Genomic DNA, 26,742 nt, shown 5'->3' with positions numbered 1-26,742 from the left:
AGATATTAACTCCCCAGCATTTGCAACTTGTACAAACTAGCATACAACCCTTCTTGCTGCAACAATTCTTCGTGGCTGCCAGACTCTACTAATTCGCCGCGTTTGAGCACTAAAATACGATCGACATTGCGGATAGTCGAAAGCCTGTGGGCAATAATAATCGCCGTTCTGTCCACCATCAAACGTTCTAGAGCTTGTTGAATTAAAGCTTCCGTCCCCACATCCAAACTAGCAGTTGCCTCGTCTAGAACTAAGATACTGGGATTGCGAATGGCGGCGCGAGCAAACGCTAATAATTGCTTTTGTCCCCCCGAAAGATTCGTTCCCCGTTCCCGCAATTGCGTATCATAACCTTGAGGCAACTGTTCGATTAAACGGGCAACATTGGTCTTTTCTGCTGCTGCTTGAATTTCCTCAATCGAGTAACTTTCTCCCAGGCTGATATTGCTCTTCACGTCACCAGCAAATAGAAAGCCATCTTGGATAATTACGCCTATGTGCCTGCGTAACTCTGCTTGAGGCAAATCCCGAATATCCACATGATTAACCAGAATCCGTCCTCGGCTAGGTTCGTAAAGGCGACAGAGAAGACGGATAATCGAACTTTTGCCCGCACCCGTGGGGCCAACTAATGCTACCTTTTCGCCGGATTTGATGGTGAAATTGAGGTTTTGCAGGACATATTCGTCTTTTTTGTAAGCAAACCACACGTTGTCAAATTGGATTTCTCCCGATTCTGAATTCTGCGATTTGGCATTTTCTCCCCCCCTTAGCAAGGTGGGGTTGGCGGGGGGTGATGGAGGATTGTTAGGTAATAAACGATATTCTGAACTTGCTGGATTTTGATAATTATCTGCTAATTCTCGATCGAACGGAGACAAGTTGTAAGCAGTGGCCTCTGGATGTCCAGTTATCAACAACGGTGAATAACTGGCCCTTCTTCCTTCTTCCCTCTTCCCTCTTACTTCTTCCTTCTTCCCTCTTGCTTCTTCCTTCTTCCCGCTAGTTGGATCTTTAATTTCGATCGGTTCGTTGAGAATATCGCTAATGCGTTCGACGGCGGTAAATCCTGCTTGAATGGCGGTAAATTTCTCAGCAAATTGCCGCAGCGGATCGAAGAGACGCTGAGCAAATAAAATAAATGCCGAGAGAGTACCGAAGTTAAGATTACCGGCTAAAACTCTTTGGCCGCCCATCCACAAAACCCCTGCGATAGCCACTAAAGCAATCCATTCTAATGTCGCAGATACGGCTGAGTCGTAAAATATAGTTTTGTCAACTGCTTTAATGTAGCGTTTATTCGTGACGCGAAACAATTCTGAGTTGAATCTTTCGCGGCGGAATAGCTGCACTACGCCAATACCAGTCAGGTTTTCTTGCAGTTGGGCGTTTAGTTCGGAAAGTTCTTCTCTGGTATTGTAATTTGCTATGCGATATTGGTACTGGAAATAAACTATGACGGCGGTAATTGGTATCATCATCAGCACCAACATTAAAGCTAGTTGCCACTGCATGGTAAACATGAAAATGGCAATTACTAAAATTGAAAATAAATCGCTGACAATGCCGATCGCCCCTGAAGAGAAAACCTCTCCCAAAGCTTCTACATCGCTGGTGAGGCGAGTCATCAATTTACCGACAGGAGTGCGATCGAAAAATCTCACTGCTAGCGATGTGACGTGGGCGAACAAATCATTTCTAATATCTGTAGTAATTATTTGCCCTACTTTCGTGACTAAATAGCCTTGAACTGATTGCAGTGCTAATCTAAGTGTTATAGTTAGCATGAGCAAAATAGCCAAAATATTCAATGCAGCAGATAGAGACAATCCCCGCAAGAATTCGTAGGTAGGTTCCGAGCGAATTACCGAAATTGCCTGTCCGATGAGAATCGGTTGAATTGCTCCTGAGACTGCTAGCGGTACTAATAGTACGATCGAAATAATCAGCAAGCGTTTGCTGCGGGTTGCGTAAGATGCCAACCTCATGAATAACCGCCAGTCTGTTTCCTGGCCGGATTTGTTTTTGGTATCTGCTACTGGTGAGGATAGGGTCATTGATGGCAAAAACTGTACAATATATCTAAGTAATAATTGTAACAAAGAGAATCAATATTTGGCACTAATATCAGTAACAGGCAAGATGCCTGTTTCACAAAGAGTGTTTTCTTGTAACAGTAGGTTGGGTTGAGGAACGAAACCCAACTAAAATGTTTGTAGCCCGCAAAAGTGGTACTATAATCTAATGTTAAAAGTTATACTGTCATCATGCAAGAAATAGAGACAGCCCGATTGTATCTGAGACAATTTACGCCAGACGACTTAGACGATCTGTATCGCATCTACAGCGATCCGGAAACAATGAAATACCTCGGAGGAGTTAGAACTAGAGAAGCAACAGAAACCGCCATTAATACCATGATCAAAAGTTGGGAAGAAAATACCTTCGGAATGTGGGCTTTAGTACATAAAATAGACCGTAAAATGATTGGTCGCTGCGGACTGCGTTTTCTGGAAAAGACACCGGAAGCTCAGCTAGGCTATGCGATCGACAAAGTTTATTGGAATCAAGGATTGGCGACAGAAGCATCTTTGGCTAGTCTAAACTATGGATTTCAAAAATTAAATTTGGAGAGAATAGTTGCGATCGCCCTCCCAGAAAATATAACCTCCCAGCGGGTGATGCAGAAAGTTGGCATGAAATATGAAAAAAATACTCATTATTACGGAACTGATGTAGTATACTATTCTATCTCGCGAGAAACTTACCAGTCCCAAGTATTTTCGTAGGGTGTGCATTGCACACCTTACTGCATTTAAATTACTCACATTGCAATTTGTCATTATTGTCGGCTGACAACTACGAAGTCCTTTGCAATTGCTTGTTAACTTTTTGAATTTTCTTAGCAAAATACTCTTGTCTGTGTCCCAATCTTTTAGCCACGTCTAACCCTTTTTGATACGATTCCAAAGCCTTATCGTAAGCCTTCATCTCTTGATAAACTTGACCGAGATTGTCGTAAGCATTCATCAATCCGTAAAAATTGTAAGCCCGCTCTTCTAACAGCAACTGCATTTGATAAATCCGCAAAGTCGGCTCCCACTGCTTTTGCGATCGATAAAGTAAAGCTAATTTATCCAAAGCTTCACTAGCTTGGGCATACTGTTGAATGGGGACGGCTAAATTGTAGGCTTCCTGATAGTATTGAGCTGCTAAATTGATTTGACCTATGGTTTGGTAATCACTGGCGATCGCAATTTTGAGCGGTGGTATAGCGCTCGGATTTTGTAAGTTAAGATACACCGATGCTAGTTTTTCCCTGGCTGCGATCGCCTTTAGGGGTTGTTTCGACTGCTGGTAAACGTAAGCCAACTGTCTCAGAGTATCTACCTCAGTTGGAGGAGTTACAGGTTGTGGCGGCGCACCGTTTCCCGCAACAACAGCAGAATTTTGCACAGCAGAATTAGCAGCAAATAAATCGCGGTTTTCCTGAATTAAAGTTGCCAATTCCTCATACACCGGAGCAGCTTTATCGTAACTCAACCAATTGATGTGAATAAGCCCGATCGCCTTCAAAATTTGACCTTCAGCCAATATATCTTGGTTTTGGCGCGCATTTTCGAGAATTTCTTGGTAAACTTCTACAGTCGGGCCTTTAGCGCGCACCTGCTGAAAAGCCGCAGCCAAGGCGGGGAGCAACTCAGTATTAACTGGTACTTGGGATTTGACTTCTTTTTGAATTGCTTGCAACCGTTTGGTAATAAGCTGTAGTTCCAGGTTTTTACTGTTACTCCAAGCAACACTTCCCACCCGACTCAAAGCAGCAATTTCCGCCGCCGGGCCGAGATACCTGCGCAGCCGCAATTCTCGGAACCAAATTTCAAAAGCACCAGCCCCATCTCCAGCTTGCAGTTTAGCCACTGCTTCTAAGTTTAACTCTTCCAAAGCCGCTGTCAGTTCGTCCCGCTGAGTGCTGCTCAAAGATTCACTGGCGGGAGTTAGGGGATCGGGTGTGGTAATTTCTAGAGGATTAGGGGAAAATTGATCCAGCCCTGGTGGATTAGTTTGGGCGCTAGCAATAGAACCAGCACACAGCCACAAGAAAAGCAAGCACCCAATTGGCACAGAACTTCTCTTTCTCAAAATTTGGTTGCCGCGATTCGGCATTCCTTCTCGAAACATCAAGTTTTGCATATCTACAAAACGGTATAAATTATGTCACAAAGATGGCACAAAAGCAAACAGTTCAACAAGTGCAACAAAATAAAAATTACCGTGCTGAGCAATTATGGGCATTTAAAGACGCTGGGCGATCCTCTTCGTTGGCGTAGCCCCCGTAGGGGCGGGCTTCGCCAACGCATTTTACGCTTATTCAGTCTAGCCCTAATTCTCTTAACTGTTTGCACAGCTTGCGCCCCCCCTCCCGTAGTTGCTAGAGACCGCTCTTTTCCAGAAATGTCCCTCGAATTTTTGGGCGAATACCAATTGGCAAAAATCAATTTTGAAGGAGTACCAGTCGGCGGTTTGTCAGGAATTACCTACGACCCCAAAGGTATTAGTGCAGTCACTTCCAAAGCTTATCGCTTTTACGCTCTTTCCGACGACCCCAGCGAAAACGGAGAAGCCAGATTTTACAGTCTCCGACTCGACCTCACATCAAGTGACCCAGCAAATATTCGCCTGAAAAAAGTTACCGTTGACGGCGTTACCTCCCTCAAAAAAGCAGACGGTGAAACCTTCTCTTGGGGTTCCATCAATCCCGAAGGCATCGCCCTTTCTCCCCGCAACTCAGTATTTGTCGCCAGCGAAGGCGTTACTCATGTTGGCATCCCTCCTTTTCTCGGAGAATTTGACCTCAAAACAGGGCAAATGCGGGGAAATTTGCCGATACCAAAGCGCTATATTCCCGATGCCAGCGATGAAAAACAGCAGCAAGGAGTGGTGGACAATTTAGGTTTTGAATCTTTAACCATCGACCCAGAAACCTTTAGTCCAGGCGGTCTCGATCCCTTTCGTTTGTTCGCAGCTACGGAAGCGCCGTTAATGCAAGATTTAGACCCAGAACAGGCAAGTAAACTGCGTATTTTACATTATATCATCGTCGATAAAACGCCGCAATTAGTATCGGAAAATCTTTACAATCTCGACCAAGTTCCCATGACTATTTTAAACGGTTTAACAGAATTAGTAACTGTCGGTGGCGGTCAGATTCTGAGTTTAGAACGTTCTTTTGGGCTGTCGGGATACAGCGCTAGGATTTATCAAGTAGCGGTTGGGGCTGCTACAGATACTTCGAGAATTCAAAGTTTCAAAGGGCGAGTGGCAATGGTCGAACCTGTTAAGAAAAAGTTGCTCCTAGACTTAAGCGAACTCGGAATTCCGCTGTACAATTTAGAAGGGATGACCCTCGGGCCGCGCTTGCCAGATGGCAGCCAGAGTCTAGTTTTGGTCAGCGATGACAATTTTGATGAAGCGCAGAAAACTCAGTTTATCTTGTTGAGTTTGAAAACCCAAAATTAGTATGAGGATGCCTTATTTTTTAGTCAGCGAAGGCGGACTTCGTTTGTAGATGATCAGCGGTTTCAACCGCCGAGTGTTCAACAAAGTAATTAACTACCGCTAGTCATGCCAACTCGTAAGACTTTGCACTTACCAGAAATAGAACTTTCATACCTAGAATGGCAGCCAGAAACAGGGCTAGAAAAATCTCCCCGTTTGCTGCTGTTACACGGTTTAGCAGATAGTGCGTGTGTCTGGACTAACTTTGGCAATTACTTGTCCAACCGCTATCATATTGTAGCGCCAGATATGCGCGGTCACGGAGAAAGTAGCAAACCAAAAACAGGCTATACTTTTGAAAGTGCGATCGCAGATTTAGAAGCTTTGATGGCACATCTCAACTGGCCATACGCCCACATTTTAGGACATTCTTGGATGGGCAAACTAGCACCGATTTGGGCGAGGCAAAATCCGGCTCGCTTTTGCAGTATGATTTTAGTAGACCCCATCTTCATCACCAAACTGCCCGCCGCGATGAAACTCACCCTGCCAATTGTTTACCGAAAATTAGACTGTCTCAAATGTGTGGGCCCGTTTGCGACTTTATCCCAAGCAGAAGCAGCAGCAAAACAATCGGGAGAATACGCAGATTGGAGTGACGTGCAACAAATGGTATTCCAACAGCAAATCGAACAAAAATCTGACGGAAATTGGGGCAGTAAATTTGCGATTGCAGCCAGAAATCAGATATTTGCAGAAGTGATGAAAGTTGCCGGTTTAACTGAAAATATTGATATCCAAACTTTGTTTGTACAGCCGGAAAAAGGGGTAAATCGCATGGCTTGGCAAATGCACCCATACAAGAGATACTTGAAAAATCTTACCGTTGCAAAAGTACCGGGGAATCACTGGTCTTTTTTGACTGAACCGGAAACTTTTAATCAAACTGTGGCAGATTTTTTAGAGGGCACAAGACAGTGAATGTAGAAATTATCGCACATCGGGGATTTTCGGCGATCGCCCCGGAGAATACTTTAGCAGCTTTTGAACTGGCGATCGCCCGTGGAGCTCAGTCGATAGAATTTGACATCCAGCTATCCGCCGACAACGTACCAGTGATTTTTCACGACCCAACATTAGATAGAATCACTGGAGTTTCTGGCAAAGTTAGGGAAAAAACTCTGTCCCAATTGCAGACACTTAATGCGGGAAAATGGTTTAGCGATGAATTTTCACAAGAAAAAATTCCTACCTTAAAAGAATCATTAGCTATCCTTAAAAATGTTGACAAATTTCTTTACTTTGATGTCAAACCTCACTGCGAGTGGTCTGATGCAGATGTCGCGGATTTTGTCAATACTTTGAAGGGGGAAGAAATCCAACATAAATGCGTTATTACTTCCTTTAATGATGGATTTCTGGGACAAGTGCGGCGGCTATCTGGCGATTTGGCGATCGGACACATTGTTGCTAATCTAGAAGCATACAAAACTCAATTTGCTCAAGCTGTGGCGCATCAGGATAATTTGATTAGCAGTCTGTATCGCGTGTTGCTGGAAAACCCGGCACTAATTCAAGAAAGCCGCAGTCAGGGAGTTGACATTGTGGCCTGGACGGTGGACGATCGAGCGGATATGCAAATGTTAATTGATTTTGGTATAAGGCGGATAGTCACTAATTGTTTGATAGGATCTTTTTAACCGCAGATGACGGCAAATAAACGCAGATAAACGCAGATAAGAGATGAATTACTTTCGCAAAAGCATCCACGAAATGTCTGGCTATGTGCCGGGGGAACAGCCACCGCTAGGCACAAAAATTATTAAATTAAATTCTAATGAAAATCCCTATCCGCCTTCTTCCAAAGCCTTAAAAGTGCTTCAGGAAATAGACGGAGAAATGCTGCGGCGCTATCCAGATCCAACTGGCAAAAGTTTTCGCATTGCTGCTAGTAAAGTGTTAGGAGTACCTGACGATTGGATTGCGGTAGGTAACGGCAGCGACGATTTATTAAACTTGATAGTTCGCGCTGTGGGCGAAGCCGATAAACCAGTTGTTTGTCCTGCGCCTACCTATGTATTGTACCGCACTTTGGCAGCAATTCAAGAGGCAGAATTTGTCGAAGTTTCTTATCCCGACGACTACAAGTTACCAGTCGATTTGCTAATAGCAGCCCAGGGTGCTGTGACATTTGTAGCTTCGCCAAACAGTCCATCGGGAACAGCCATATCTGTTGCAGATTTGGAGAAACTGGCTAAAGAGTTATCGGGCATTCTTGTGATCGACGAAGCTTATGTAGATTTCGCCGAAGATAATGCTTTGAACTTGACAAAAAAATACAGTAATGTTATAGTATTGAGGACGCTTTCAAAAGGTTATTCCCTAGCAGGATTGAGGCTGGGTTTTGGCATAGCAAATCCGGCGCTGCTGGCAGAATTAAATAAAATCAAAGACAGCTATAATGTGGATGCTTTAGCCTATGCAGTGGGGGCGGCTGCGATCGCAGATCAAGACCACAAAACAGCCAACGCCGAAAAGATTAAGGCTTCGCGAGCAAAACTAGCCGTTAGTTTCCAGGAATTAGGCTTTGAAGTTTGGCCCTCGCAAACCAACTTTTTGTTAGTTAGGCCATCAAGCGGCGATGCAGAAAGAATTTATCAAACACTGAAAGTACGGGGAATATTGATTCGATACTTCAATCAGCCGCGATTAGAAGACAAATTGCGGATTAGTATAGGTACGGAGGAACAAAATCAAATATTGGTTAAAACTTTGAAAGAAATTCTATAAATAACGATCGCACTCAAATTAGTTTCTTGTGATGACTTTAGTTTTCTGATTTGTATGAAGACTTGCATTCCTCACTACAAACAGCTTGATTACGGATAATTATTAGGATTATCCGTCGCCAACCCTGCCGACTGAGCAATATCCAGCAATCTGTTGTCCGCCGAAACAAAAATTAGTTGAGTTTCTGGGATTGATGTTAAAACAGATTGAACGCGCAAAGCAGCCGCCAATTGCACCGCATCATAAGCCCGCAGCGGATATTGAACAATCAGTTCACCCGCCCTTTCAACCAGTGCCCGATCAACTTCGATAACTCTATACCGACTATTGAATTCGGAGCGAAATTTTTGAATAAGTGCAGCCACTTCCGCAGCAGTTATACCGCCTTCACGTTGTCTGCGTGCAAAAGCACTAAGAACTTCCACCCAGGTGATGCGGACAACAAGCAGCGAGTTACCAGTCTGGGAATCCGTGAGCGTTTTTATCCAAGGGCTGCCAATTTCAACCACATATCTTTTGATGAGGGCGCTGCTATCCAAAAAATAAATGTTTACCACGGGCCACGATCCTCGATAATCATTTCTGACAGAGGCTTGCCCGGTTTTGCCCCTAACCTTTTCGCCAATTCATACACATCTTCATCGGTGACAGCCTCGACGTTATGGGGCTCGTTAGGTAGTGGAGTTACCAATCCTCGGTCAACTAAAAACTGGATTGCCCATTCTGCCTGCTTTTTTGGATCATCTGGCCAGAGTTGAATCTGCACAGTTTCCCCATCATTCAATGACAAAGGACTCAAGGGACGAAAAACCCCGTTTTCGTAGATAGCAGTAATAGTTTCTGGCATAATTACCCTCTTAATTAAATGCTTTGACTTATTGTACTTTTTTTAATTACTTCGTTGCTACCACAGCCAAATTCCAAGCCAAGCGCTTCATCAAAGGCAACTTTTTCAAAAACCCATCCAACTCTTCTAACCGAGAGTATTGCGGTTTCAATCTCTCTTGTTCAATTATAATCTTTTTCCAATAACGCTCTTCATTCGGATGCACTTTTTCTATCAAATAAAACCGCAAAAAAATCCAAAGCGATGTCAGCCAAAACGTATCATAAGCCGTCTCCGAAAACAAAGACTTGACAAAATTTACAATATTAATATCCAAAGGAGTTTCATCCTCCGTCCGCACCTCAGTAGCCATCCTGCGGTAAACATTAATCACCGGATTGTGCTTCATCGGGTCCCAAAAACAAGCTTTGCCGCCCGGTTTCAGCACGCGGTGCATTTCGCGAATCGCCTTTTCTGGTTCCGGCAAATGGTGCAGCAAATTAGAAGCGTAAACAATATCAAAACTGTTGTCCGGGAAATCCATAGCCATTGCATTAACCGTGCAGCCCTCTATTTTGACGCCGTTTTTCTCTGCCAATTTCAGAGCAACTTCTACCATGCCCTGAGAATAGTCCGCCGCCACACAATTTGCACCTTTTTTAGCAAAATAAACGCTATTTTCTCCCGCCCCACAGCCTAAATCTAAGAGGCGTTTGCCTGTAAGATCGCCCATCTGTTTGAGAATAAATCTATTTTCTGGGGCGGTGCAAGCTTCAAAGTAATCATTGACTCGAATGCCGTCAATATCGATCGTAGATGCCCAAGCATCGTGGAATTGCCGCTCTTTTTTTAAAGTTTCGTCTTGCATTTTTCAATACTTGATTATTGGTAAAAAAAATTAATTTTAAACCGCAGATGGAGCCGGATTAAGGCAGATTAATTGAGATTTATCTGCTTCGATCTGGATTCATCTGCGGTTGGTTTCAAGAAAAATGGCTGACAGTAAGTTTATCAGCGCTTTGCCTCTGCAACAACTTGATTTCCGATGGGAGTTGGCTGTTCCGAGGATTTTTCTTCAGCACTATGCTGCAATGCCTGATACAGCCGATTTAAAGCGCTGATGTAAGCTTCTGCAGAGGCTACGATAATGTCAGTATTTGCCGAGTGACCGGAAAATACTTTGCCTTCGTGGCGCAAGCGAATTGTTACTTCGCCGATCGCATCTATTCCTGCGGTCACCGACTGTACAGAAAACTCGATCAACTCGTTCGGGACATTGACAACTCGGTTAATTGCCCTGTAAACCGCATCCACAGGCCCGGTGCCGATCGCAGCATCGGTCAATTCTTCGCCCGCCGGATTCCGCACAGTGACAGTTGCTGTCGGGCGCGATTTGTCGCCACAGGAAACTTGCACCAATTCTAACCGGAAAAGTTCCGGTGCTTGGTGCACTTCGTTATTGGCGATCGCCTCTAAATCCCAATCAGTAATCTCTTTTTTCTTGTCTGCTAAATCTTTAAACTTGACAAAAGCCTTATTCAGCTCATCGTCGGCCATTTCAAAACCCAACTCTTTCAAGCGAGTGTGAAATGCGTGGCGGCCCGACAATTTACCCAAGACGATTTGATTTTCCGTCAAGCCGATCGACTCAGCGTCCATAATCTCGTATGTCAGCTTATTTTTCAGCACTCCGTCTTGGTGAATTCCCGACTCGTGGGCGAAAGCATTGGCCCCGACTATCGCTTTATTTGGCTGCACCAACATCCCCGTTAAATTGGAAACCAAGCGGGAAGTTTTGTAAATTTGGCGCGAATCAATATTCGTCAGAGGTTCGTCAGAATCCGCAGGCCGGCCCAAGAACGGATTAAAATATTGGCGCCGCACGTAAAGCGCCATTACCAACTCTTCCAAAGCAGCATTTCCCGCCCGTTCGCCAATGCCATTAATCGTGCATTCTAACTGTCTGGCGCCATTTTTCACAGCTTCCAAAAAGTTAGCAACAGCCAATCCTAAGTCATTGTGACCGTGAACCGAAATAATTGCGCGATCGATATTCGGCACATTTTCCTTAATTCCCCGAATCAAAGCCCCAAACTCGCTCGGAGTCGTGTAACCGACAGTATCGGGAATATTAACAGTAGTCGCACCGGCTGCGATCGCCCGTTCCAGAACCTGATACAAAAACTCCGGTTCCGATCGACAAGCATCTTCCGGCGAAAACTCTACATCATCCACAAAAGACTTAGCATAAGCCACCATTTCCGGCACAATTTCCAGAACCTCAGCCCGCGTCTTTTTCAGCTTATACTCCAAGTGAATATCTGACGTAGCCAGAAACGTATGAATTCGCGCATTGGCGGCTGGTTTCAGAGCCTCTGCTGCGGTTTTAATATCCGGCTTTCTCGCCCGTGCTAAACCGCAAATTGTCGGCCCATTTTCTGTGCCAACCGATCGGGCTATTTTTTGGACTGCCTCGAAATCTCCCGTGCTGGTGAAAGGGAAACCCGCTTCAATCACATCCACGCCCAATCTCGCTAACTGGCGAGCGATCGTCAGCTTTTCATCCACATTCAGAGATGCACCCGGAGATTGTTCTCCGTCCCGCAAAGTCGTATCGAAAATAATAATCCGGTCTTGACTTGGTTGAGTTTTCATAGCTCTAAAAAAGTGTTTTCCTGATTTTTACTTGTCCGTTTTTCTGGATTTTTAGCCTCCAGTCAGTCGATTTTAGATTTTAGATTTTAGATTTTAGATTTACTCCACAGATGAATCTGGGAACTTGAACCTTCGTCTAAAATTCTGGGCTACTGGCGGCTCCTATCGGAAAGCAAGTATGCGTTTTTGGGCGGGGGCACCAGTCCCGTGTTTCGCGCCAATAACGAATAATTAATAACCCATAACCCATAACTGACTAATGACTGCTGACTAATGACTAATGACTAATGACTAATAACTACTAACTACTGACTAATGACTAATAACTAATGACTACTGACTAATAATCCATTTTCTCGATATGTTCCCTAATTTCATTTAGGTCTATATACCTATCTGTAGCATTTCGTAACTCTCTAGCAATCATTCCTTCGGTTGATACCACAGTAATATGAGTATTTTTCGAGCGGAGCAGCTCGATCGCCCTCTCAAAATCCCCATCCCCGCTAAACAGCACAACTTGGTCGTATTGATCCACGGTATTAAACATATCAACCACAATTTCTATGTCTAAATTAGCCTTTTGAGAATATCTGCCCGAAGCATCGTCGTAATATTCCTTAAGAATTTTAGTGCGAACCGTGTAACCTAGACTGATCAAAGCATCTCGAAATCCCCTTTGATCTTGGGGGTCTTTCAGACCCGTATACCAGAAAGCATTGATCAAGATGACATTCGGCTGCGAAGTTTTGAAATATTCGAGCACCCTGCGAGGATCAAAAAACCAACCGTTCTTTTGTTGAGCGTAGAACATATTGTTCCCGTCCACAAAAATAGAAAGGCGGTTCATTAAGTTTGTCATAGAAACTTAGACCTAATAATTGTAGAAAGAAGTTAATCTAAATATCACATTTTAGCAACATGGAGCTAACTGAGGCAATAGATTAGACTTCAGAAAACTCCATCTCCCCAGTATTTCATATTTTCGGCTCTACCGCCAGAGGGTTCTTTTAAACCTGCTTGCATTTGAGCGAGGGACCCTCACAAACTATACGCCTAGTAACTCAATACCGGCTGGCGTGTCAAGGTTAATGGCGGCTTCAAACTACCGCGCCCACCGCCCTACCGCCAAGCAGGCATACCGAAGCGCATAGCAGTAGATTTTGCTCCCCTGATTTCATAGCGCAGACTACCTCCGATCAAGCCTTTTTGCTTTCAAGGGCCCAGCGAGCTAACTCTGTCCGGTTGTGCAGACCTGTTTTGCCGAGCATATTGCTGACGTGGCTTTCGATAGTCCGCTGGCTGACATTCATCACGTCTGCGATTTGGCGGTTTGCCATACCCTGCGCTAGCAACTGTACCACCTTTAACTCAGTGGGAGTCAATTCGACATTGCGGCGCGCCTTAATTTTTGGGCCACTCTCCATACCGGGATTTGAGTGGCGAATCAAGCGGGATGCTGCTTTCAGAGAAGATTCCACTTGGGCTACCAGTTCTTCTGGTTCAAAAGGCTTGACTATATAAACGTCAGCCCCCGTGCTCAAGCCTTTTACTCGGTCTGAACTTTGACCTTTTGCGGACAAGAAAAGAACCGGAATCCAGCTCGTGCGAGGGTCTTCTCTGATGTGTTTGACTAAAGTGTAGCCGTCCATTTCCGGCATCATCACGTCGCAGATAATCAAGTCGGGAACTTCTTGTTCTAGTTTTTCCAGAGCGTCTCTGCCGTTTTCTGCTGTAATGACGTTGTAACCCCGAAACTCCAAGTAGTCCTTGACCAGCAAGATCAAATTGGGGTCGTCGTCAACCAGCATCAGCCGTTTTTGCTCTCCTGAATTATTGTCCTTTGTCATGTTTATTCCCGCTAAAGTATCCCGCACACTTCCTTGTTTTCACTTCTGTTTTTTCCGTCAGTCCCCCGCCACCCTGCTGGGGGTGGAGGACGACGATCGACTGAAGGGATGGCGGTGAGGGAAAGCGGGGCGGGTATTACCGCTTTCCAACCTATAATTGACGGCTGTTTGTGAGTGTCTTACGACATGGAATGCAGCCCAAACCAGTAATGGACGATCGCTCTATCAAGATCAGCCTTGATTGATTGGAGACTCCCTAACAGAGCCCAAGTTAAATATCTTTAATCTCGATCGGTTCAATTTCAGGTTAATGCCCCGGTTTTAAATGATACTTCTGATATAGAGAAATTTAAGCAGGCTCCCTACTTACGTATTTAACTGTTTCTAGTGTAGTTTGGCAACCTGCTTAGTGTCGGCCACTGAGAAATTTTTGCACAAAATTTCACAGTTCCTCCGATCGATTTTTTTTACTGTACCTTTTGAGAAACACCAGGAACACGGGAAGCCGCACAAGGAAGACAAGAACCTAACTACAGTTTTATTGAACTGTAGCAGGTGCGATCGCCCGGACGCTAAACTGTCTCAAATTCTCACCCTTAACCTTAAATTTAACACTTTACCTATAACGCTGTACTTTAAACAGCGCTACACTTAAATGTTTGGCTGGGTCTCAGCAGGCACAGGCAAAGGATGAGTCAAGAAAGCGTATTCTTGAACTACCTTTGAGTTTAGGAGATGTTCCTGAATAATTCTCTCAATGACGGGTGGAGTAACGTCGCGATACCACACTCCGTCTGGATAGACTACCATAATCGGGCCAGACGCGCACACTCGCAGGCAATTGGCTTTGGTGCGAAAGACAGAGGTTGGTCGATCGGCACTTGGCTTGTCCAACCCCAATTCTTGCAAGCGTTTTTTTAAGTAATTCCACGCCTCCAGACTCGTTTGCCGATCGCAGCACTTGGGCACGGTTTGGTCGGCACAGATAAAAATATGTCGCTCGATTCGATCGATTCCCAGGCTTTGGACACAAGCGCTCAAGCCTTGGCTACAAGATTCCTCGTTATTTTCTGTCATTGTCTTCATCAATCAAAAGTAATTGGTTAGCGGTCTAAAGTCATCACCCCAGCCCCCACTCCTCCCTCTCCTTCGTTCCAACTCATGCTCGGTTCGGGAACCCGTACTGACAACTAAGTTGCGATCGCCCCTGACTAAAGCTAAATTAGCACTCAGGAGTCGAGAGTGCTAATATGTCAGTTGTAAGCAGTCGGCTGTTGCTTTCATAGCAACCCTGACGGCTGACTGACGAGGATCTGTAATCTGGAGATTTATTTATGGCAGCAGTATCACTGAGTGTTTCTACCGTTAAACCGTTAGGCGAGCGCGTGTTCGTAAAAGTAAGCGCTAGCGAAGAAAAAACCGCCGGCGGCATCCTTCTGCCCGACACAGCTAAGGAAAAGCCCCAAGTAGGCGAAGTCGCGGCCGTGGGCCCTGGCAAGCGCAATGACGACGGCACCCGCATTGAAATGGAAGTCAAAGTCGGCGACAAAGTTCTCTACTCGAAGTACGCCGGCACCGACATCAAACTCGGCACAGACGAATACGTCTTGCTAGCCGAAAAAGACATTCTGGCGATCGTTAACTAATTAATCATTAGTCATCAGTCCTTAGTCATCAGTCATTAGTTTAAAGCGAACGCCGCCAAACAACTAATGACACGGGACAAATGACTAAAATCCATCATCCCCAATCCAAAATCTCAAACCCTCAAATCCCCAAAAACTATGGCTAAGCGTATCATCTACAACGAAAATGCACGTCGCGCCCTCGAACGCGGTATGGACATTTTGGCCGAAGCAGTGGCCGTAACCCTCGGGCCCAAAGGCCGTAACGTGGTTCTCGAAAAGAAATTCGGAGCTCCTCAGATCGTCAATGACGGTGTTACCATCGCCAAAGAAATCGAACTAGAAGACCATGTAGAAAATACAGGCGTTGCCCTGATCCGTCAAGCAGCTTCCAAAACCAACGACGCAGCAGGCGACGGTACCACAACTGCTACCGTTTTGGCTCACGCAATGGTCAAAGAAGGTCTGCGTAACGTAGCAGCCGGCGCAAATGCGATCGCCCTCAAGCGCGGTGTTGACAAAGCAACCACGTTTTTGGTAGAAAAAATTGCCGAACACGCCAAACAAGTAGAAGATTCCAAAGCCATCGCTCAAGTCGGCTCCATCTCTGCTGGTAACGACGATGAAGTCGGCCAAATGATTGCCAACGCAATGGACAAGGTGGGCAAAGAAGGCGTGATTTCCCTGGAAGAAGGGAAGTCTATGACCACCGAATTGGAAATCACCGAAGGGATGCGCTTCGACAAAGGCTACATTTCTCCCTACTTCGTCACCGACACCGAACGGATGGAAGCGATTCTCGAAGAACCCTTCATCTTGCTGACAGACAAGAAAATCGCTCTGGTACAAGATTTAGTACCTGTGCTCGAACAAGTAGCTCGTTCCGGCCGCCCGCTGTTGATCATTGCAGAAGACATTGAGAAAGAAGCTCTAGCTACCCTCGTTGTCAACAAACTGCGCGGTGTGTTGAACGTGACTGCTGTTAAAGCACCCGGTTTTGGCGATCGACGCAAAGCCATGTTAGAAGATATCGCCGTATTGACCGGCGGTCAACTAATCACCGAAGATGCCGGTTTGAAACTGGAAAACACCAAGCTTGACATGATCGGCAAAGCTCGCCGCATCACCATCACCAAAGACAGCACCACAATTGTTGCCGAAGGTAACGAAGCCGCGGTCAAGTCCCGCTGCGAACAAATTCGCCGTCAAATGGACGAAACCGAGTCTTCCTACGACAAAGAAAAGCTGCAAGAACGTTTGGCCAAATTGGCTGGCGGCGTCGCAGTCATCAAAGTCGGCGCGGCTACCGAAACAGAAATGAAGGATCGCAAACTGCGTCTTGAAGATGCGATCAACGCAACCAAAGCAGCAGTAGAAGAAGGAATTGTTCCTGGTGGCGGTACAACTTTGGCTCACCTGACTCCTCAATTGGAAGAGTGGGCTAACAGCACTCTCAAGGGCGAAGAATTAACCGGTGCTTTGATTGTGGCACGGGCTCTGGCTGCTCCTCTGAAGCGGATTGCTGAAAATGCTGGTTTGAATGGCGCTGTGATTGCTGAGCGCGTCAAAGAAAAGCCGTTCAACGTTGGTTTCAACGCAGCGACAAATGAGTTTGTCGATATGTTTGAAGCTGGTATTGTTGACCCTGCGAAGGTGACTCGTTCTGCTCTGCAAAATGCTGCATCTATTGCTGGTATGGTGCTGACAACCGAGTGTATCGTCGTTGACAAGCCTGAACCGAAGGATGGCGCTGCTGCTGGCGCTGGCGGCGGCATGGGCGGCGGCGACTTCGATTACTAATTAATCGTCGTCTTTAAAGTAGGTGGGGGCGCAAGGGCCCTCACCTACTTTATTTTAATTAAGTAGTTGATTAATAAATCAAGTATCATAGTGGTGTACTCTCTAGTATAGTGAGAGGCGCTATGAAAGCAGAAGTTCTTAAAAGATTATTTAGGGCGATCGCCAGTGCCGACACAGAGGCGATCGACAAACTCACACACCTAGTCATTGAGGAAGAGCGCCAGAAGGGACACACGCTACTAGCCGACCAATTAGAGAATATTACCAAAAAGAGCCAGAAAGAGAAATCGATCTCTAACAGCAAAGCAGCTTCGCCAGTACCAAATAGCCTACAAGCTTTAAGCGAACTGCCGACAAGTAAGCGATTAAACCTTCCTTTAGTGACTGTCATCGGAAGGGAAAAACTGCGGCATCACATGGTGCTTCCTGAAGTTATTGAAAAACGTTTCCAGCGAATTGAGCGCGAGTATGCAGCAAGAGATAGGCTTGCTCTTCACGGACTCCGCTACAGACAAAAAATTCTTCTGTACGGTTTCCCGGGCTGTGGTAAGACACTCGGAGCAGAGCGTTTAGCTTGGAATACAGGTTTACCACTTCTCAAAGTTCGATTTGATGCAATGGTATCATCTTTTTTAGGCGAAACGGCGAGTAATTTGAGGCTGGTTTTTGAAGAAGCATCAAAAAATCCCTGTTTGTTGTTTCTTGATGAATGTGACTCTATTGCTAAATCAAGAGAAGACCATCAGGAAGTAGGAGAAATTAAGCGAGTGGTAAATACATTTCTTCAAATTTTGGATGAATATGAACCCACCTCTGGTCTGATTGTAGCAGCTACAAACCTCACTAAATCTCTTGATACTGCACTGTGGAGACGATTTGATGATTTGATAGAAGTACCAAAGCCCGGAGAAAAAGAGTTAGAATTTATCCTAAAAGAAACACTATCTGCTATTGAAGTAGGCTCTATTAACTGGCCTGTGCTGATCGATCAGATGAGAGATTTTTCTGCTGCTCAAGCCGTGCGGGTAGCACAAGATGCTGCTAAACGGGCAATTCTTGAGCGAGAGGAGCTAGTCATTCACGAACACTTGGAAGAAGCGATTAAAGAAATCAAGGTTGCATAAATTTATTTTTTTGTGTCAGGAGAAGTAAATGGTTGAACGTTCTGATAGATTTCCGCATATTCAGCTCAGCTTTGCAAAAGAAGGGATTGCTGCAAGTCCAAAAGGAGGAGGCAGGAACAAAGATCCTCAAACACTCGCAAATTCTGGTGACAGATGGGGACATGGTAGTAGGCTAAATAGCTCAGTATCATCCATAACTGCTAATTGGAAAGATACTGAAGAAAAACGAGAAGAAGAAGAGCAACCCGAACTTCCTAAATCTCGACGCATTATCTTAAAAATCGATCCAAATTCTTTCGATCCAGAGAGTCTTAAATCCTATGGGATTGAGCTAATTGCAGAGATCGAAGATGGATATATTATTGGTGCATCAGCAGATTTAGAACTTAGTGAACTGCGAAAAAAAATAGGAAAATTTATTAGAGAAGAACATGGTGGTACAAAAGTTGCAGAAATCTGGGATCTGATTGACGGAATTAAAAAGCCAGAATACATTCTTTCGCCAGAATTAATGACTCATTGGGATCGAGTTAAAGATGACCAGATATACACAGTTGATGTAGGTATTGCTTGTGTAGGGATTACACCTAAGTTGCCTAATTCTCCAAAGAGAGAAAGTAATGAAAGTGATGAGCATTTTGAAAAAAGAGTTAATATTTGGATTGACAAACGTGACTTTACTTATGAAAAATGGGATGAGATAAAGTCCGAAAGAGAAGATGAGTTCACTGAATTTATTCAAAGTTATCAAGGAGAAATATTAGATATAGTTGATGGAAGTATTCCTCAATCAGCTAAATTACCGGATAGTTTTTCCTGTAGAATTACAATTTCCGGTAAAGGATTAAAAGATTTAGTTTTTAACTTTCCTTATATTTTTGATGTCAGTGAGCCTGATGAGTTTGCTGAATTTGTTGAGCGAGAAGCTTTATCTGATGTTGATACTCCTACTTTCAAACTACAAGCACCGAAATTAAATGCTCCCAAGGTATGTGTTATAGATAGTGGGATTCAAGAAAGGCATCCTCTCTTAAAAGCAGCAATTGATTGCGATAATTCAACATCTTGGGTGCCGGGAGAAACCGACCAAATTGCTGACCGTGTTAGGAATGGCGGACACGGAACCAGGGTAGCTGGTGCAGTCATTTACCCCATAACTATACCTCGTACTGGAAATGAAAAAGCTATTTGCTGGATTCAAAATGCGAGAGTCCTTGATGTTAATTGTCAACTACCTAAACAGCTATTTCCACCGAAATTGCTAGGTGATATTGTGGACTTTTATCACAGTAAAACAAAAACAAGGATTTTTAATCATTCTATTACTGGGTCTGTTCCGTGCCACACCCAATATATGAGCCCTTGGGCAGCGGCGATTGATAATTTGACCTGGAAAAATGATATATTGTTTATTGTAGCAGCAGGTAATTTACCTTTCAGTGGAAAAATAGGATATACAAGATTATCTGTCAAAGATCATCTGGCAGCAAATCGGCTATGTCCAGATTATCTTTTAGAAAATTCTTGTAGAATTGCTAACCCTGCACAAAGTTTTCAAGCCTTAACCGTTGGATCAATTTCTCCAGCTTCTTATCATGCACTATCCTATTCTTCAATATCACAAAAGGATAAACCCTCAGCTTTTTCATGCTCTGGGTTAGGAATTTGGGATACAATTAAACCGGAAGTAGTTGAATATGGTGGGGACTTAATAAAAGATGAATCAATACCACCTAACATTATTTCACGTAAAGAAGTTTGTCCTGAATTAGTACGATCGACTTTGAATGGTGGGCCAGCAGTTGCTGCTGACACGGTGGGAACGTCATATGCTACGCCAAAAGTCAGCCATATAGCAGCGTGTCTTGCTGCTGAGTTGCCGGATGAGACTTGCCTTTTACATCGTGCGCTGATAGTACAATCAGCCAGATGGCCAGAGTGGGCCGAAGAAAAACTTGATACTGTTCGTCAAATTGGTTATGGCATTCCAAATATCGATCGGGCTTTAGGTAATTCTCCCAATCGCATCACTTTGATTACCAGAGGAAATAATCGTATCAAAGCCAGACAGGCTCATGTTTACCAAGTTAAATTGCCAGAAGGATTGCGTAGTCAGGGAAAAGAACATGAGATTTTGGTAGAAGTTACTCTATCTTACAAAGCACAACCACGTCGAACTCGTAGAAATCGCAGAAAATATCTTTCAACTTGGCTGGATTGGGATTGTAGTAAAAAGGGAGAAAATCCAGAAAAGTTTCTGGCTAGGATTTTGAAAGAGTATGATCCTTCAGAGGATGCTGAAAAGGGAGAGGGAGTTTTTCAGTGGACTATTGGCAAAAAAGCGAAAAAATATGGAAAAATTGAGGGTGTTTCTAGAAGCGCGGGAACTGTTCAAAAGGATTGGACAGTTGTCAAATCATTTCAACTCAGAGAAGCATTCTGCATTGCAGTAGTTGGACATGAAGGTTGGAATAACGATCCAGATGCAGAAGCACCCTATTCTCTCGTTATTAGCTTTGAAGCATTAGCATCGAATATTCCCATTTACACTACATTTGTTGAGGCTCAAGTCCAAATAGAATTAGAGCAACAAGTGGAAATTAACTCCATATGATGTAGCTAAAGTAGCTAAATGCGATCGCAGATATTTTTGTTATATTTAACCAGTATTTGCCCTGACAATTCCGGATAGGGTAAAATTGACTACAGTCTAAATATTTTCAGCAGCGCGAGACAACTCAACCCTTAACACCTCAGTCTCTCAACAACCACAGCAGCAGCCATGAAACTTTACCACACCCCAATTTCCGCTAACTCCCGCCGCGTGTGGATCGCCCTCTTAGAAAAAAACCTCCACTTTGAATTGGTAGAAATCCACTTGGACGGCGATCACTTGCAGCCTGAGTTTGTCGCAATGAATCCTTTTCATCGCATCCCTGTTTTAGTCGATGATGACTTCACTATCGTCGAGTCTCTAGCAATTCTTGACTATCTAGAAACGAAGTATCCCGAACCGACAATGCTGCCAAAAGAACCGAAAGATTTGGCAGTTGTGAAAATGGTAGAATTGGTCACGGTTAACGAACTTGCGCCGGCACTTTACCCCCTCAGCAGTGAAAAAATGGGATGGGGAACTCCCCAAGCGCCGGAAATCGCAAAGGCTAAGGAAAAAGTCGATACTGTCTTGAAATTCTTTGAAGGTTTGTTGGACGATCGCCCTTTTTTCGCTAGCAACACTGTCACGTTTGCCGAGTGCGTTGCCGGCACCATCGTGCCTTTGCTACCTTGGGTTGATGTGTCCCTAGACGGCTATCCTAAAATTAAAGCTTGGTGCGATCGACTGCTTGCCCGCCCCTCATGGCAGCAAACTCAATTCACGGAAGCAGATTTGGCGGCTTTCGCATCTCGGAGACAAAAATTTCTCGCACAAGCTGAAGCCTCATGAACAAATCAATTGTGAAGCGATCGCTCTTTTTCCTAGCTGTTTTCGCCTGCATCCAAATTCCCATCGCAGCAATGGGGCAGCCCGCCGCCCGATCGAACTACGAAGCAATTAACGCTAAACAGTTCCTTGCCGATCGCAAAATTACCGTCTCCAACCCCAAAGATATCGCAGCAAAACTCTGACTCGCGACAGAAATAAGTTATTCCTGCCTAAATCCAGGAAGCAATCTGGGCTCCGCGTTGTTTTCTGGCTGCGCGACAATCTTAAAACTATTTTCGGTGTCGATCGCTCTTTTAGTCAAAAAGAGCGATCGAACTCAGAAGTTTACTTGCACATGATCAAATTTCCAGCCGAGATGAATCCGGCCACAGGGGCTGAAATCTCAACCCAATTGCGGTCTTCTCCATTCTTATCTTTCACTAACTGGAAATTCGGCACAAGCGTTACTTGACCGTTAGCCGCTACACCGCCTTTAACCACAGAAGTCTTTGAAGGCTCAGTGCGGATAGCTAGACCCCTCGGCGCTACGCGAGGTTCTACTTGCCGACACAGACTTACTGGGCCAGTTGCTGGGGCTGGTGCTGGTGCGGGTGCGGGTGCAGGCGCTGGTGCTGGTGCGGGCGCTGGTGCTGGTGCTGGTGCGGGTGCAGGCGCTGGTGCTGGTGCGGGCGCTGGTGCTGGTGCAGGCGCTGGTGCTGGTGCAGGCGCTGGTGCTGGTGCAGGCGCTGGTGCAGGCGCTGGTGCTGGTGTTGCTGCTGGTGCGGGTGCAGGCGCTGGTGCCGGTGCTGGTGCTGGTGCTGGTGCTGGCGCTGGCGCCGGTGCTGGTGCTGGTGCTGGCGCTGGCGCTGGTGCAGGCGCTGGTGCTGGTGCTGGTGCCGGTGCGGGACTTGGGGAAGGAGTTTGACTAATTGTGCACGAACCTAAATTACTTTCGTCGTTGGGATAGCCGCTAGCTACATACCCTGTGACGGGAGCGCTAATTTGAATCCAGAGGCGACCGTCGGAGGCTTTAACAGAAGTAGCGCCTTGGGACAGCATTACCTGAGTGTTAAGTCCTACCCCGCCAACTCTAGGGGATTTGGGGTCTGGGTTCTGGCGAACGGTCAAACCTTCTTTGGGAGTGACTTTACGGCAAAGGTTGCCAGACTGGGCTATTTGAAACGTGGCGCTATCTTCAAAGGAAATATTTTCCGCATCTTGACTGACAGTGGATGTTGATGGGGCGGCAACACCGATGGCATTGGCCTGCAAACTTCCGGTTGCGATCGCGATCGCGCCCAGCAATGCAGCGGGTTTATTCCAGCAATTCAAGTTTTTCATCCGTTCAACTCCTCACTTAACCACAATTATTTTCTTAATTGCAGGTTAATATAGCAAAAAAATCGATTTGTCTTCCATAAAAAAGCCTTATATAACTTTTTTATGACTCCAAGTCAAGTTTAATTTATATAATTTAATGTTTGGTGAGTTGAGCGAAGACAAATAAAGCTGCTACGCCTATAAATGGCTCATTATGGCAGAGCGGGGGAGGGGGAGAAGGTGGAAGTGTCGGAGTTGGGGAATGGCAGAGGGGAAAAGTAAACAGTTAACTGTTTAAATGCGGGACAGTTTACTAGGGCTCCAAGTCATGTGTTGTCCGTGAATATCTTGTCAGGTGTTCGTTAAACCATTTAGCTGTCAGTTGTTGCAGTTGAGTAATATGGGGCTACATTTCAGGTGAATTCTTGGCAGCTTCGAGAGCGAGATGGTGCTTGAGATGCTGCCAGATTCTGAGTGACAGGCGATTGGCGCGATCGACCCCATCGTCGTAGTGGGGTGTCAGAAGCCGGATACAGTTCTTCGATCGCCCTGACATAACTCCACTGTCGATCGTACCTTACTTAAAATTGTGGCAAACAGCACCAATCGCTAGCATTGACCCGATGGCGGGCGTCAACTTGATAAAATATTCCAAAACGGAAACTTATCGGCTTGAGGCACAGTTGTGTTTTTGTGGCTAAAGCCGCCCCCCCATCAGCGACAGTTGCTGTAGCTGTTTGCAAACGGTTTTGTTCCTGTGGAGACAACCAGCACAAAACCTCCGAACAAAAGCAGCCCGCTCAAATCAGAAACCAAATATTTGCACCAATTCTGATTTAATTATATTGCTATAGCAACCGCCCTCGATATTTATGAGGTTTTCAATTGCTGAAACTAATTCGGTAGATTCCTGCGGAATGGGAGCAGATTAATGATAGGAAAAATCTTTTGTTGGGAGGGTGATCGGGATTAGCGCACGCACAAGGAGAGGAAAAGCCCAACTAATCTCCTCCTTTCTTCCTTCTTTCCCAAATAACGAAAGTCTTCTCTATTCGAGAGTTAAAGCTTTCTTCCTTCTGCTATATAATGACCAAAGCGTTAAATATTTTTGCAGTGACAAAAACTACTAACAAAAAAGACGGTAAATCCTCTAAATATCCCTTTGACGGTCTATCTTTAGACGATCGCAATCCCGACTTCATTCATCTGTTGTTGCCAATCTGGGAATGGCTGTACCGCTACTATTTTCGCGTACAAAGCGACGGCTGGCACCACGTGCCCGCGAGCGGAAAAATGCTTGTTGTCGGTTCTCACAACGGGGGACTCGCCGCTCCAGATATGTTTATGTTCCTATACGAATGGTTCCGCAGGTACGGTACTGAACGCTTGGCCTACGGATTGATGCACCCGACGGTTTGGCAAGTTTCTCCTGATGTTGCTAGCATGGCGGTTCAGTGTGGTGCTCTCAAGGCGCATCCGAAAATGGCGATCGCAGCTTTACGCAAAAATGCCGCAGTTCTCGTCTATCCGGGCGGCGCCCAAGATGTTTTTCGACCCCACCACTTGCGCGATCAAATCTACTTTGCGGGACGCAAGGGATTTATCAAATTAGCATTGCGAGAAGAAGTGCCAATTGTACCGATTGTATCGCACGGTGCACACGATACTTTGATAGTGTTGGCAGATTTGTACGAACAAGCAAAGCAATTGCATGAATGGGGGATGCCGTGGCTATTTGGCATCGATCCGGTGGTATTGCCGGTGTATTTGGGATTGCCTTGGGGATTGAGTATTGGGCCTTTGCCAAACCTGCCTTTACCCGTGCAAATTCGGACTCGCGTGTGCAAACCGATTGTATTTGAGAGGTACGGTTCGGAGGCGGCGCGCGATCGCGATTATGTTGATGCTTGTTTCGATCGAGTTACCGCCCAAATGCAAGAACAATTAGATTGTTTGGCTGGTAATTGAGAATTGCACAAGTCTACATTATTCTAGGCTACAGCAACCGATTTTTTTTACGACAATATACCGTGAAGCCCGAGAGATATGGGGAAAAAACCCGGTTTCTTGAGTCCTGTGGGTAAGTCGTGACTAAAAACATTTTTTGAAATAAATCTAATGATTTATTTCAAAAACCGACAATTGGGGTACTAAATCGGATTTAACCCCTCTTAATTACGTGAAATACCCGAAAACCGCAGTCGCAAAAGTCACGCTTTTTATCATCCCTGTTCTAGCGGACATAATATCAGGTTAAATAAACGCAAATGAATATAATTTCATCGGCGTTTATCTCCTTTCATCGGCGGTGAAAAAATATAATTGGCAAAACTAACCTGATTCTGTATAAACTCTTTATCTTAATTCTGCCTTCTGCCGAACGGTGACTAATTGTCCGATCGCCTTAACCGCAATACTGGGAGAAAAAAGTATAGCTGGCGACTCAATCATGTGCAGAACTTCCAAAAATGCTTGACAAACTTTAGCATCTCCGACCAGCACTTTTAACACCAAATCCATGTAATCAATTGTCAGCCGCGTAGCAAGGTTGAGTTTTGCACCTTCACTTCCCGGATAGCGAGAGTCCTGACTGATGGCAAATGTCCAAGGAATTGTATGTAATTTTGCTAGTTTTTGTTGAAATTGTCGCGCAAAGCCTGTTAAATCGCCTTCTGGATACCGCTCTCTTTGCTTTTGCAAACATTCATCTAGCATCTGAACATCCAGTGCAGCAACAGTCATTCCCTGGCCATAAACTGGGTTGAAAGCGCAAACTGCATGACCGATAACTGCCAAATTTTCAGGATAACGGGAGAGGCGATCGTAGTGGCGCAAACGGTTTTCGGTACCTCGATAGCTATAAATAGGTGTGATGGCTTCTGCGTCTTTAATTCCATGATAAATTGTCGGGGTTGGCAGACTTCGGGCAAATTCTAGAAAACCTACTTCGTCTGTAGGGGGATAATCGCGATCGCCCCCGGCGAAACCCACCAGCCAGCGATTGCCTTCGATCTGGAAAAGTGCACCGCCACGGGTGCGGAACGGCGGTCCTGGTGATACAAATACTGGCGCTGTGTCTGACAATTTACCGCTGCATTTATAAATGCGGGTGGCATAGCCGACAAAAGCATTGATAACGGTTTCTTGCGGAGGTTCATAACCCAAACTTTTCAACCATTGAGGTGTTTTGGAAACTTTGCCACTAGCATCGACTACCAAATCTGCATACAAATTCTCTGCATGGATGTTACCCGGGTTGTGGCGATCGCGAAAACGCGCCGATACGCCAGCAATCTCCGCGCGCGAGGCATTCGCCAGCAACCCCGTTACTGTGCCTCCTTCGAGGAAATGCACGTTCGTATTTTCAGCCAAACGGCGGCGAATTTGCCAATCAAGTAAATCCCGACTGAACATAATTACATCATTTAGATCCGGGCTAAATTGCGGGGCCCAACCTGCCGGACTAAACCACCCGATCGACCTCGGATCTAAACTAGGAGCACCAGCAGCTACCAGTTCCTTTTCCAAGCCGGGAAAAAACTCTTCGAGGATGATTTTCCCCCGATTTAAAAGGATGTGAAGATGACGAGATTGAGGAATCCCAGGGCGAGGTGCGGGTTTTTCTGGGAAAAAATCTCGTTCAACAATACTTACTCGATCGAAGTGTTTGGCTAATACTCTAGAGGCCAACAGTCCTGCTAAACTGCCACCAATAATAATTGCATGACTTTCTCGCTGCACGATCGAATTCCTTCAAAGCTAATTTGCTATGGCATGGGTTGATGAATTGTTCACAATTTGTCTGGGCTTCTGTGCCGACTCTTAATAT

At 45.2% G+C, this 26,742-nt stretch carries 24 protein-coding genes; 12 read left to right on the top strand and 12 right to left on the bottom strand.

Annotated features, from left to right (window positions below):
• Window positions 1-5: 5 nt before the first annotated feature.
• On the bottom strand, window positions 6-2,057 hold the full coding sequence (locus QUB44_RS09230; protein WP_333365879.1) for an ABC transporter ATP-binding protein: 2,052 nt from the start codon (window positions 2,055-2,057) through the stop codon (window positions 6-8).
• A 210-nt stretch (window positions 2,058-2,267) separates the two neighbouring features.
• Between QUB44_RS09230 and QUB44_RS09225 the strand changes: the two genes are divergently transcribed.
• The gene (locus QUB44_RS09225; RefSeq protein ID WP_333365876.1) at window positions 2,268-2,789 is read left to right on the top strand and encodes a GNAT family N-acetyltransferase; all 522 of its coding nucleotides are present in this window, start codon (window positions 2,268-2,270) and stop codon (window positions 2,787-2,789) included.
• Between the two features lie 70 nt (window positions 2,790-2,859).
• Here the strand turns inward: QUB44_RS09225 and QUB44_RS09220 are convergent, their stop codons facing one another.
• Window positions 2,860-4,194 (bottom strand): tetratricopeptide repeat protein, encoded by a 1,335-nt coding sequence (locus QUB44_RS09220; protein WP_333365873.1) that lies wholly within the window; start codon window positions 4,192-4,194, stop codon window positions 2,860-2,862.
• Window positions 4,195-4,215: 21 nt separating this feature from the next.
• On the opposite strand from QUB44_RS09220, the gene QUB44_RS09215 reads away from it, so the two are divergent.
• The 4 genes from QUB44_RS09215 (at window position 4,216) to hisC (ending at window position 8,289) form a co-directional block, all read left to right on the top strand.
• Complete coding sequence (locus tag QUB44_RS09215) at window positions 4,216-5,520, top strand: esterase-like activity of phytase family protein (RefSeq protein WP_333365870.1); 1,305 nt, start codon at window positions 4,216-4,218, stop codon at window positions 5,518-5,520.
• A gap of 105 nt (window positions 5,521-5,625) precedes the next feature.
• On the top strand, window positions 5,626-6,480 hold the full coding sequence (locus QUB44_RS09210; RefSeq protein WP_333365867.1) for an alpha/beta hydrolase: 855 nt from the start codon (window positions 5,626-5,628) through the stop codon (window positions 6,478-6,480).
• Window positions 6,477-7,199 carry a glycerophosphodiester phosphodiesterase family protein gene (locus tag QUB44_RS09205; RefSeq protein ID WP_333365865.1) on the top strand — a complete coding sequence of 241 codons (723 nt, stop codon included), beginning with the start codon at window positions 6,477-6,479 and terminating at the stop codon, window positions 7,197-7,199. Before QUB44_RS09210 ends, QUB44_RS09205 begins: the two co-directional genes overlap by 4 nt.
• Before the next feature lie 43 nt (window positions 7,200-7,242).
• A complete protein-coding gene (gene hisC, locus QUB44_RS09200; protein WP_333365862.1) occupies window positions 7,243-8,289 on the top strand; it encodes a histidinol-phosphate transaminase in 1,047 nt (348 codons plus the stop codon).
• A gap of 89 nt (window positions 8,290-8,378) precedes the next feature.
• Here hisC and QUB44_RS09195 read toward each other — a convergent pair whose 3' ends face one another.
• From QUB44_RS09195 to QUB44_RS09165, 7 genes are all read right to left on the bottom strand, one after another.
• Window positions 8,379-8,846: a type II toxin-antitoxin system VapC family toxin gene (locus QUB44_RS09195; RefSeq protein WP_333365859.1), complete on the bottom strand. Its 468-nt coding sequence runs from the start codon at window positions 8,844-8,846 to the stop codon at window positions 8,379-8,381.
• The gene (locus QUB44_RS09190; RefSeq protein WP_333365856.1) at window positions 8,840-9,136 is read right to left on the bottom strand and encodes an antitoxin family protein; all 297 of its coding nucleotides are present in this window, start codon (window positions 9,134-9,136) and stop codon (window positions 8,840-8,842) included. Before QUB44_RS09190 ends, QUB44_RS09195 begins: the two co-directional genes overlap by 7 nt.
• Window positions 9,137-9,182: 46 nt before the next feature.
• Entirely contained in the window at window positions 9,183-9,983 is an 801-nt protein-coding gene (locus tag QUB44_RS09185) for a class I SAM-dependent methyltransferase (RefSeq protein WP_333365854.1), read from the bottom strand.
• 143 nt (window positions 9,984-10,126) lie between these two features.
• Entirely contained in the window at window positions 10,127-11,770 is a 1,644-nt protein-coding gene (locus QUB44_RS09180) for a 2-isopropylmalate synthase (RefSeq protein WP_333365851.1), read from the bottom strand.
• 340 nt (window positions 11,771-12,110) lie between these two features.
• Window positions 12,111-12,632 carry a LabA-like NYN domain-containing protein gene (locus QUB44_RS09175; protein ID WP_006633075.1) on the bottom strand — a complete coding sequence of 174 codons (522 nt, stop codon included), beginning with the start codon at window positions 12,630-12,632 and terminating at the stop codon, window positions 12,111-12,113.
• 337 nt (window positions 12,633-12,969) lie between these two features.
• Window positions 12,970-13,620, bottom strand: a complete 651-nt coding sequence (locus QUB44_RS09170) for a response regulator transcription factor (protein ID WP_333038438.1) — start codon at window positions 13,618-13,620, stop codon at window positions 12,970-12,972.
• Between the two features lie 651 nt (window positions 13,621-14,271).
• Entirely contained in the window at window positions 14,272-14,697 is a 426-nt protein-coding gene (locus QUB44_RS09165) for a ferredoxin (RefSeq protein WP_333365848.1), read from the bottom strand.
• A gap of 257 nt (window positions 14,698-14,954) precedes the next feature.
• Here QUB44_RS09165 and groES point away from each other — a divergent pair, with 257 nt between their 5' ends.
• From groES to QUB44_RS09135, 6 genes are all read left to right on the top strand, one after another.
• The gene (gene groES, locus QUB44_RS09160) at window positions 14,955-15,266 is read left to right on the top strand and encodes a co-chaperone GroES (protein ID WP_332945088.1); all 312 of its coding nucleotides are present in this window, start codon (window positions 14,955-14,957) and stop codon (window positions 15,264-15,266) included.
• 138 nt (window positions 15,267-15,404) lie between these two features.
• The gene (gene groL, locus QUB44_RS09155; RefSeq protein WP_333130301.1) at window positions 15,405-17,045 is read left to right on the top strand and encodes a chaperonin GroEL; all 1,641 of its coding nucleotides are present in this window, start codon (window positions 15,405-15,407) and stop codon (window positions 17,043-17,045) included.
• Window positions 17,046-17,167: 122 nt separating this feature from the next.
• Window positions 17,168-18,169 carry an ATP-binding protein gene (locus tag QUB44_RS09150; protein ID WP_333365845.1) on the top strand — a complete coding sequence of 334 codons (1,002 nt, stop codon included), beginning with the start codon at window positions 17,168-17,170 and terminating at the stop codon, window positions 18,167-18,169.
• A 28-nt stretch (window positions 18,170-18,197) separates the two neighbouring features.
• Window positions 18,198-20,783: a S8 family peptidase gene (locus QUB44_RS09145; RefSeq protein WP_333365842.1), complete on the top strand. Its 2,586-nt coding sequence runs from the start codon at window positions 18,198-18,200 to the stop codon at window positions 20,781-20,783.
• A 168-nt stretch (window positions 20,784-20,951) separates the two neighbouring features.
• Window positions 20,952-21,614: a glutathione S-transferase family protein gene (locus QUB44_RS09140; protein ID WP_333365839.1), complete on the top strand. Its 663-nt coding sequence runs from the start codon at window positions 20,952-20,954 to the stop codon at window positions 21,612-21,614.
• Entirely contained in the window at window positions 21,611-21,796 is a 186-nt protein-coding gene (locus QUB44_RS09135) for a hypothetical protein (RefSeq protein WP_333365836.1), read from the top strand. The genes QUB44_RS09140 and QUB44_RS09135 overlap by 4 nt, the downstream gene beginning before the upstream one ends.
• Before the next feature lie 142 nt (window positions 21,797-21,938).
• On the opposite strand, the gene QUB44_RS09130 is transcribed toward QUB44_RS09135, so the two are convergent.
• On the bottom strand, window positions 21,939-22,934 hold the full coding sequence (locus QUB44_RS09130) for an SH3 domain-containing protein (RefSeq protein ID WP_333159892.1): 996 nt from the start codon (window positions 22,932-22,934) through the stop codon (window positions 21,939-21,941).
• A gap of 560 nt (window positions 22,935-23,494) precedes the next feature.
• Window positions 23,495-23,680: a hypothetical protein gene (locus QUB44_RS09125; protein WP_333159894.1), complete on the bottom strand. Its 186-nt coding sequence runs from the start codon at window positions 23,678-23,680 to the stop codon at window positions 23,495-23,497.
• Between the two features lie 319 nt (window positions 23,681-23,999).
• Between QUB44_RS09125 and QUB44_RS09120 the strand changes: the two genes are divergently transcribed.
• Entirely contained in the window at window positions 24,000-24,881 is an 882-nt protein-coding gene (locus QUB44_RS09120; protein ID WP_333159896.1) for a lysophospholipid acyltransferase family protein, read from the top strand.
• Between the two features lie 387 nt (window positions 24,882-25,268).
• On the opposite strand, the gene QUB44_RS09115 is transcribed toward QUB44_RS09120, so the two are convergent.
• Window positions 25,269-26,654, bottom strand: a complete 1,386-nt coding sequence (locus tag QUB44_RS09115; protein WP_333159899.1) for a 2-polyprenyl-6-methoxyphenol hydroxylase-like oxidoreductase — start codon at window positions 26,652-26,654, stop codon at window positions 25,269-25,271.
• Between the last annotated feature and the right edge of the window lie 88 nt (window positions 26,655-26,742).

Source organism: Microcoleus sp. AT3-D2, assembly GCF_036705715.1.
Lineage (GTDB): Bacteria > Cyanobacteriota > Cyanobacteriia > Cyanobacteriales > Microcoleaceae > Microcoleus.
The sequence above is the reverse complement of the archived record's forward strand: the minus strand, read 5'-3'. Positions and strand labels throughout refer to the sequence as shown.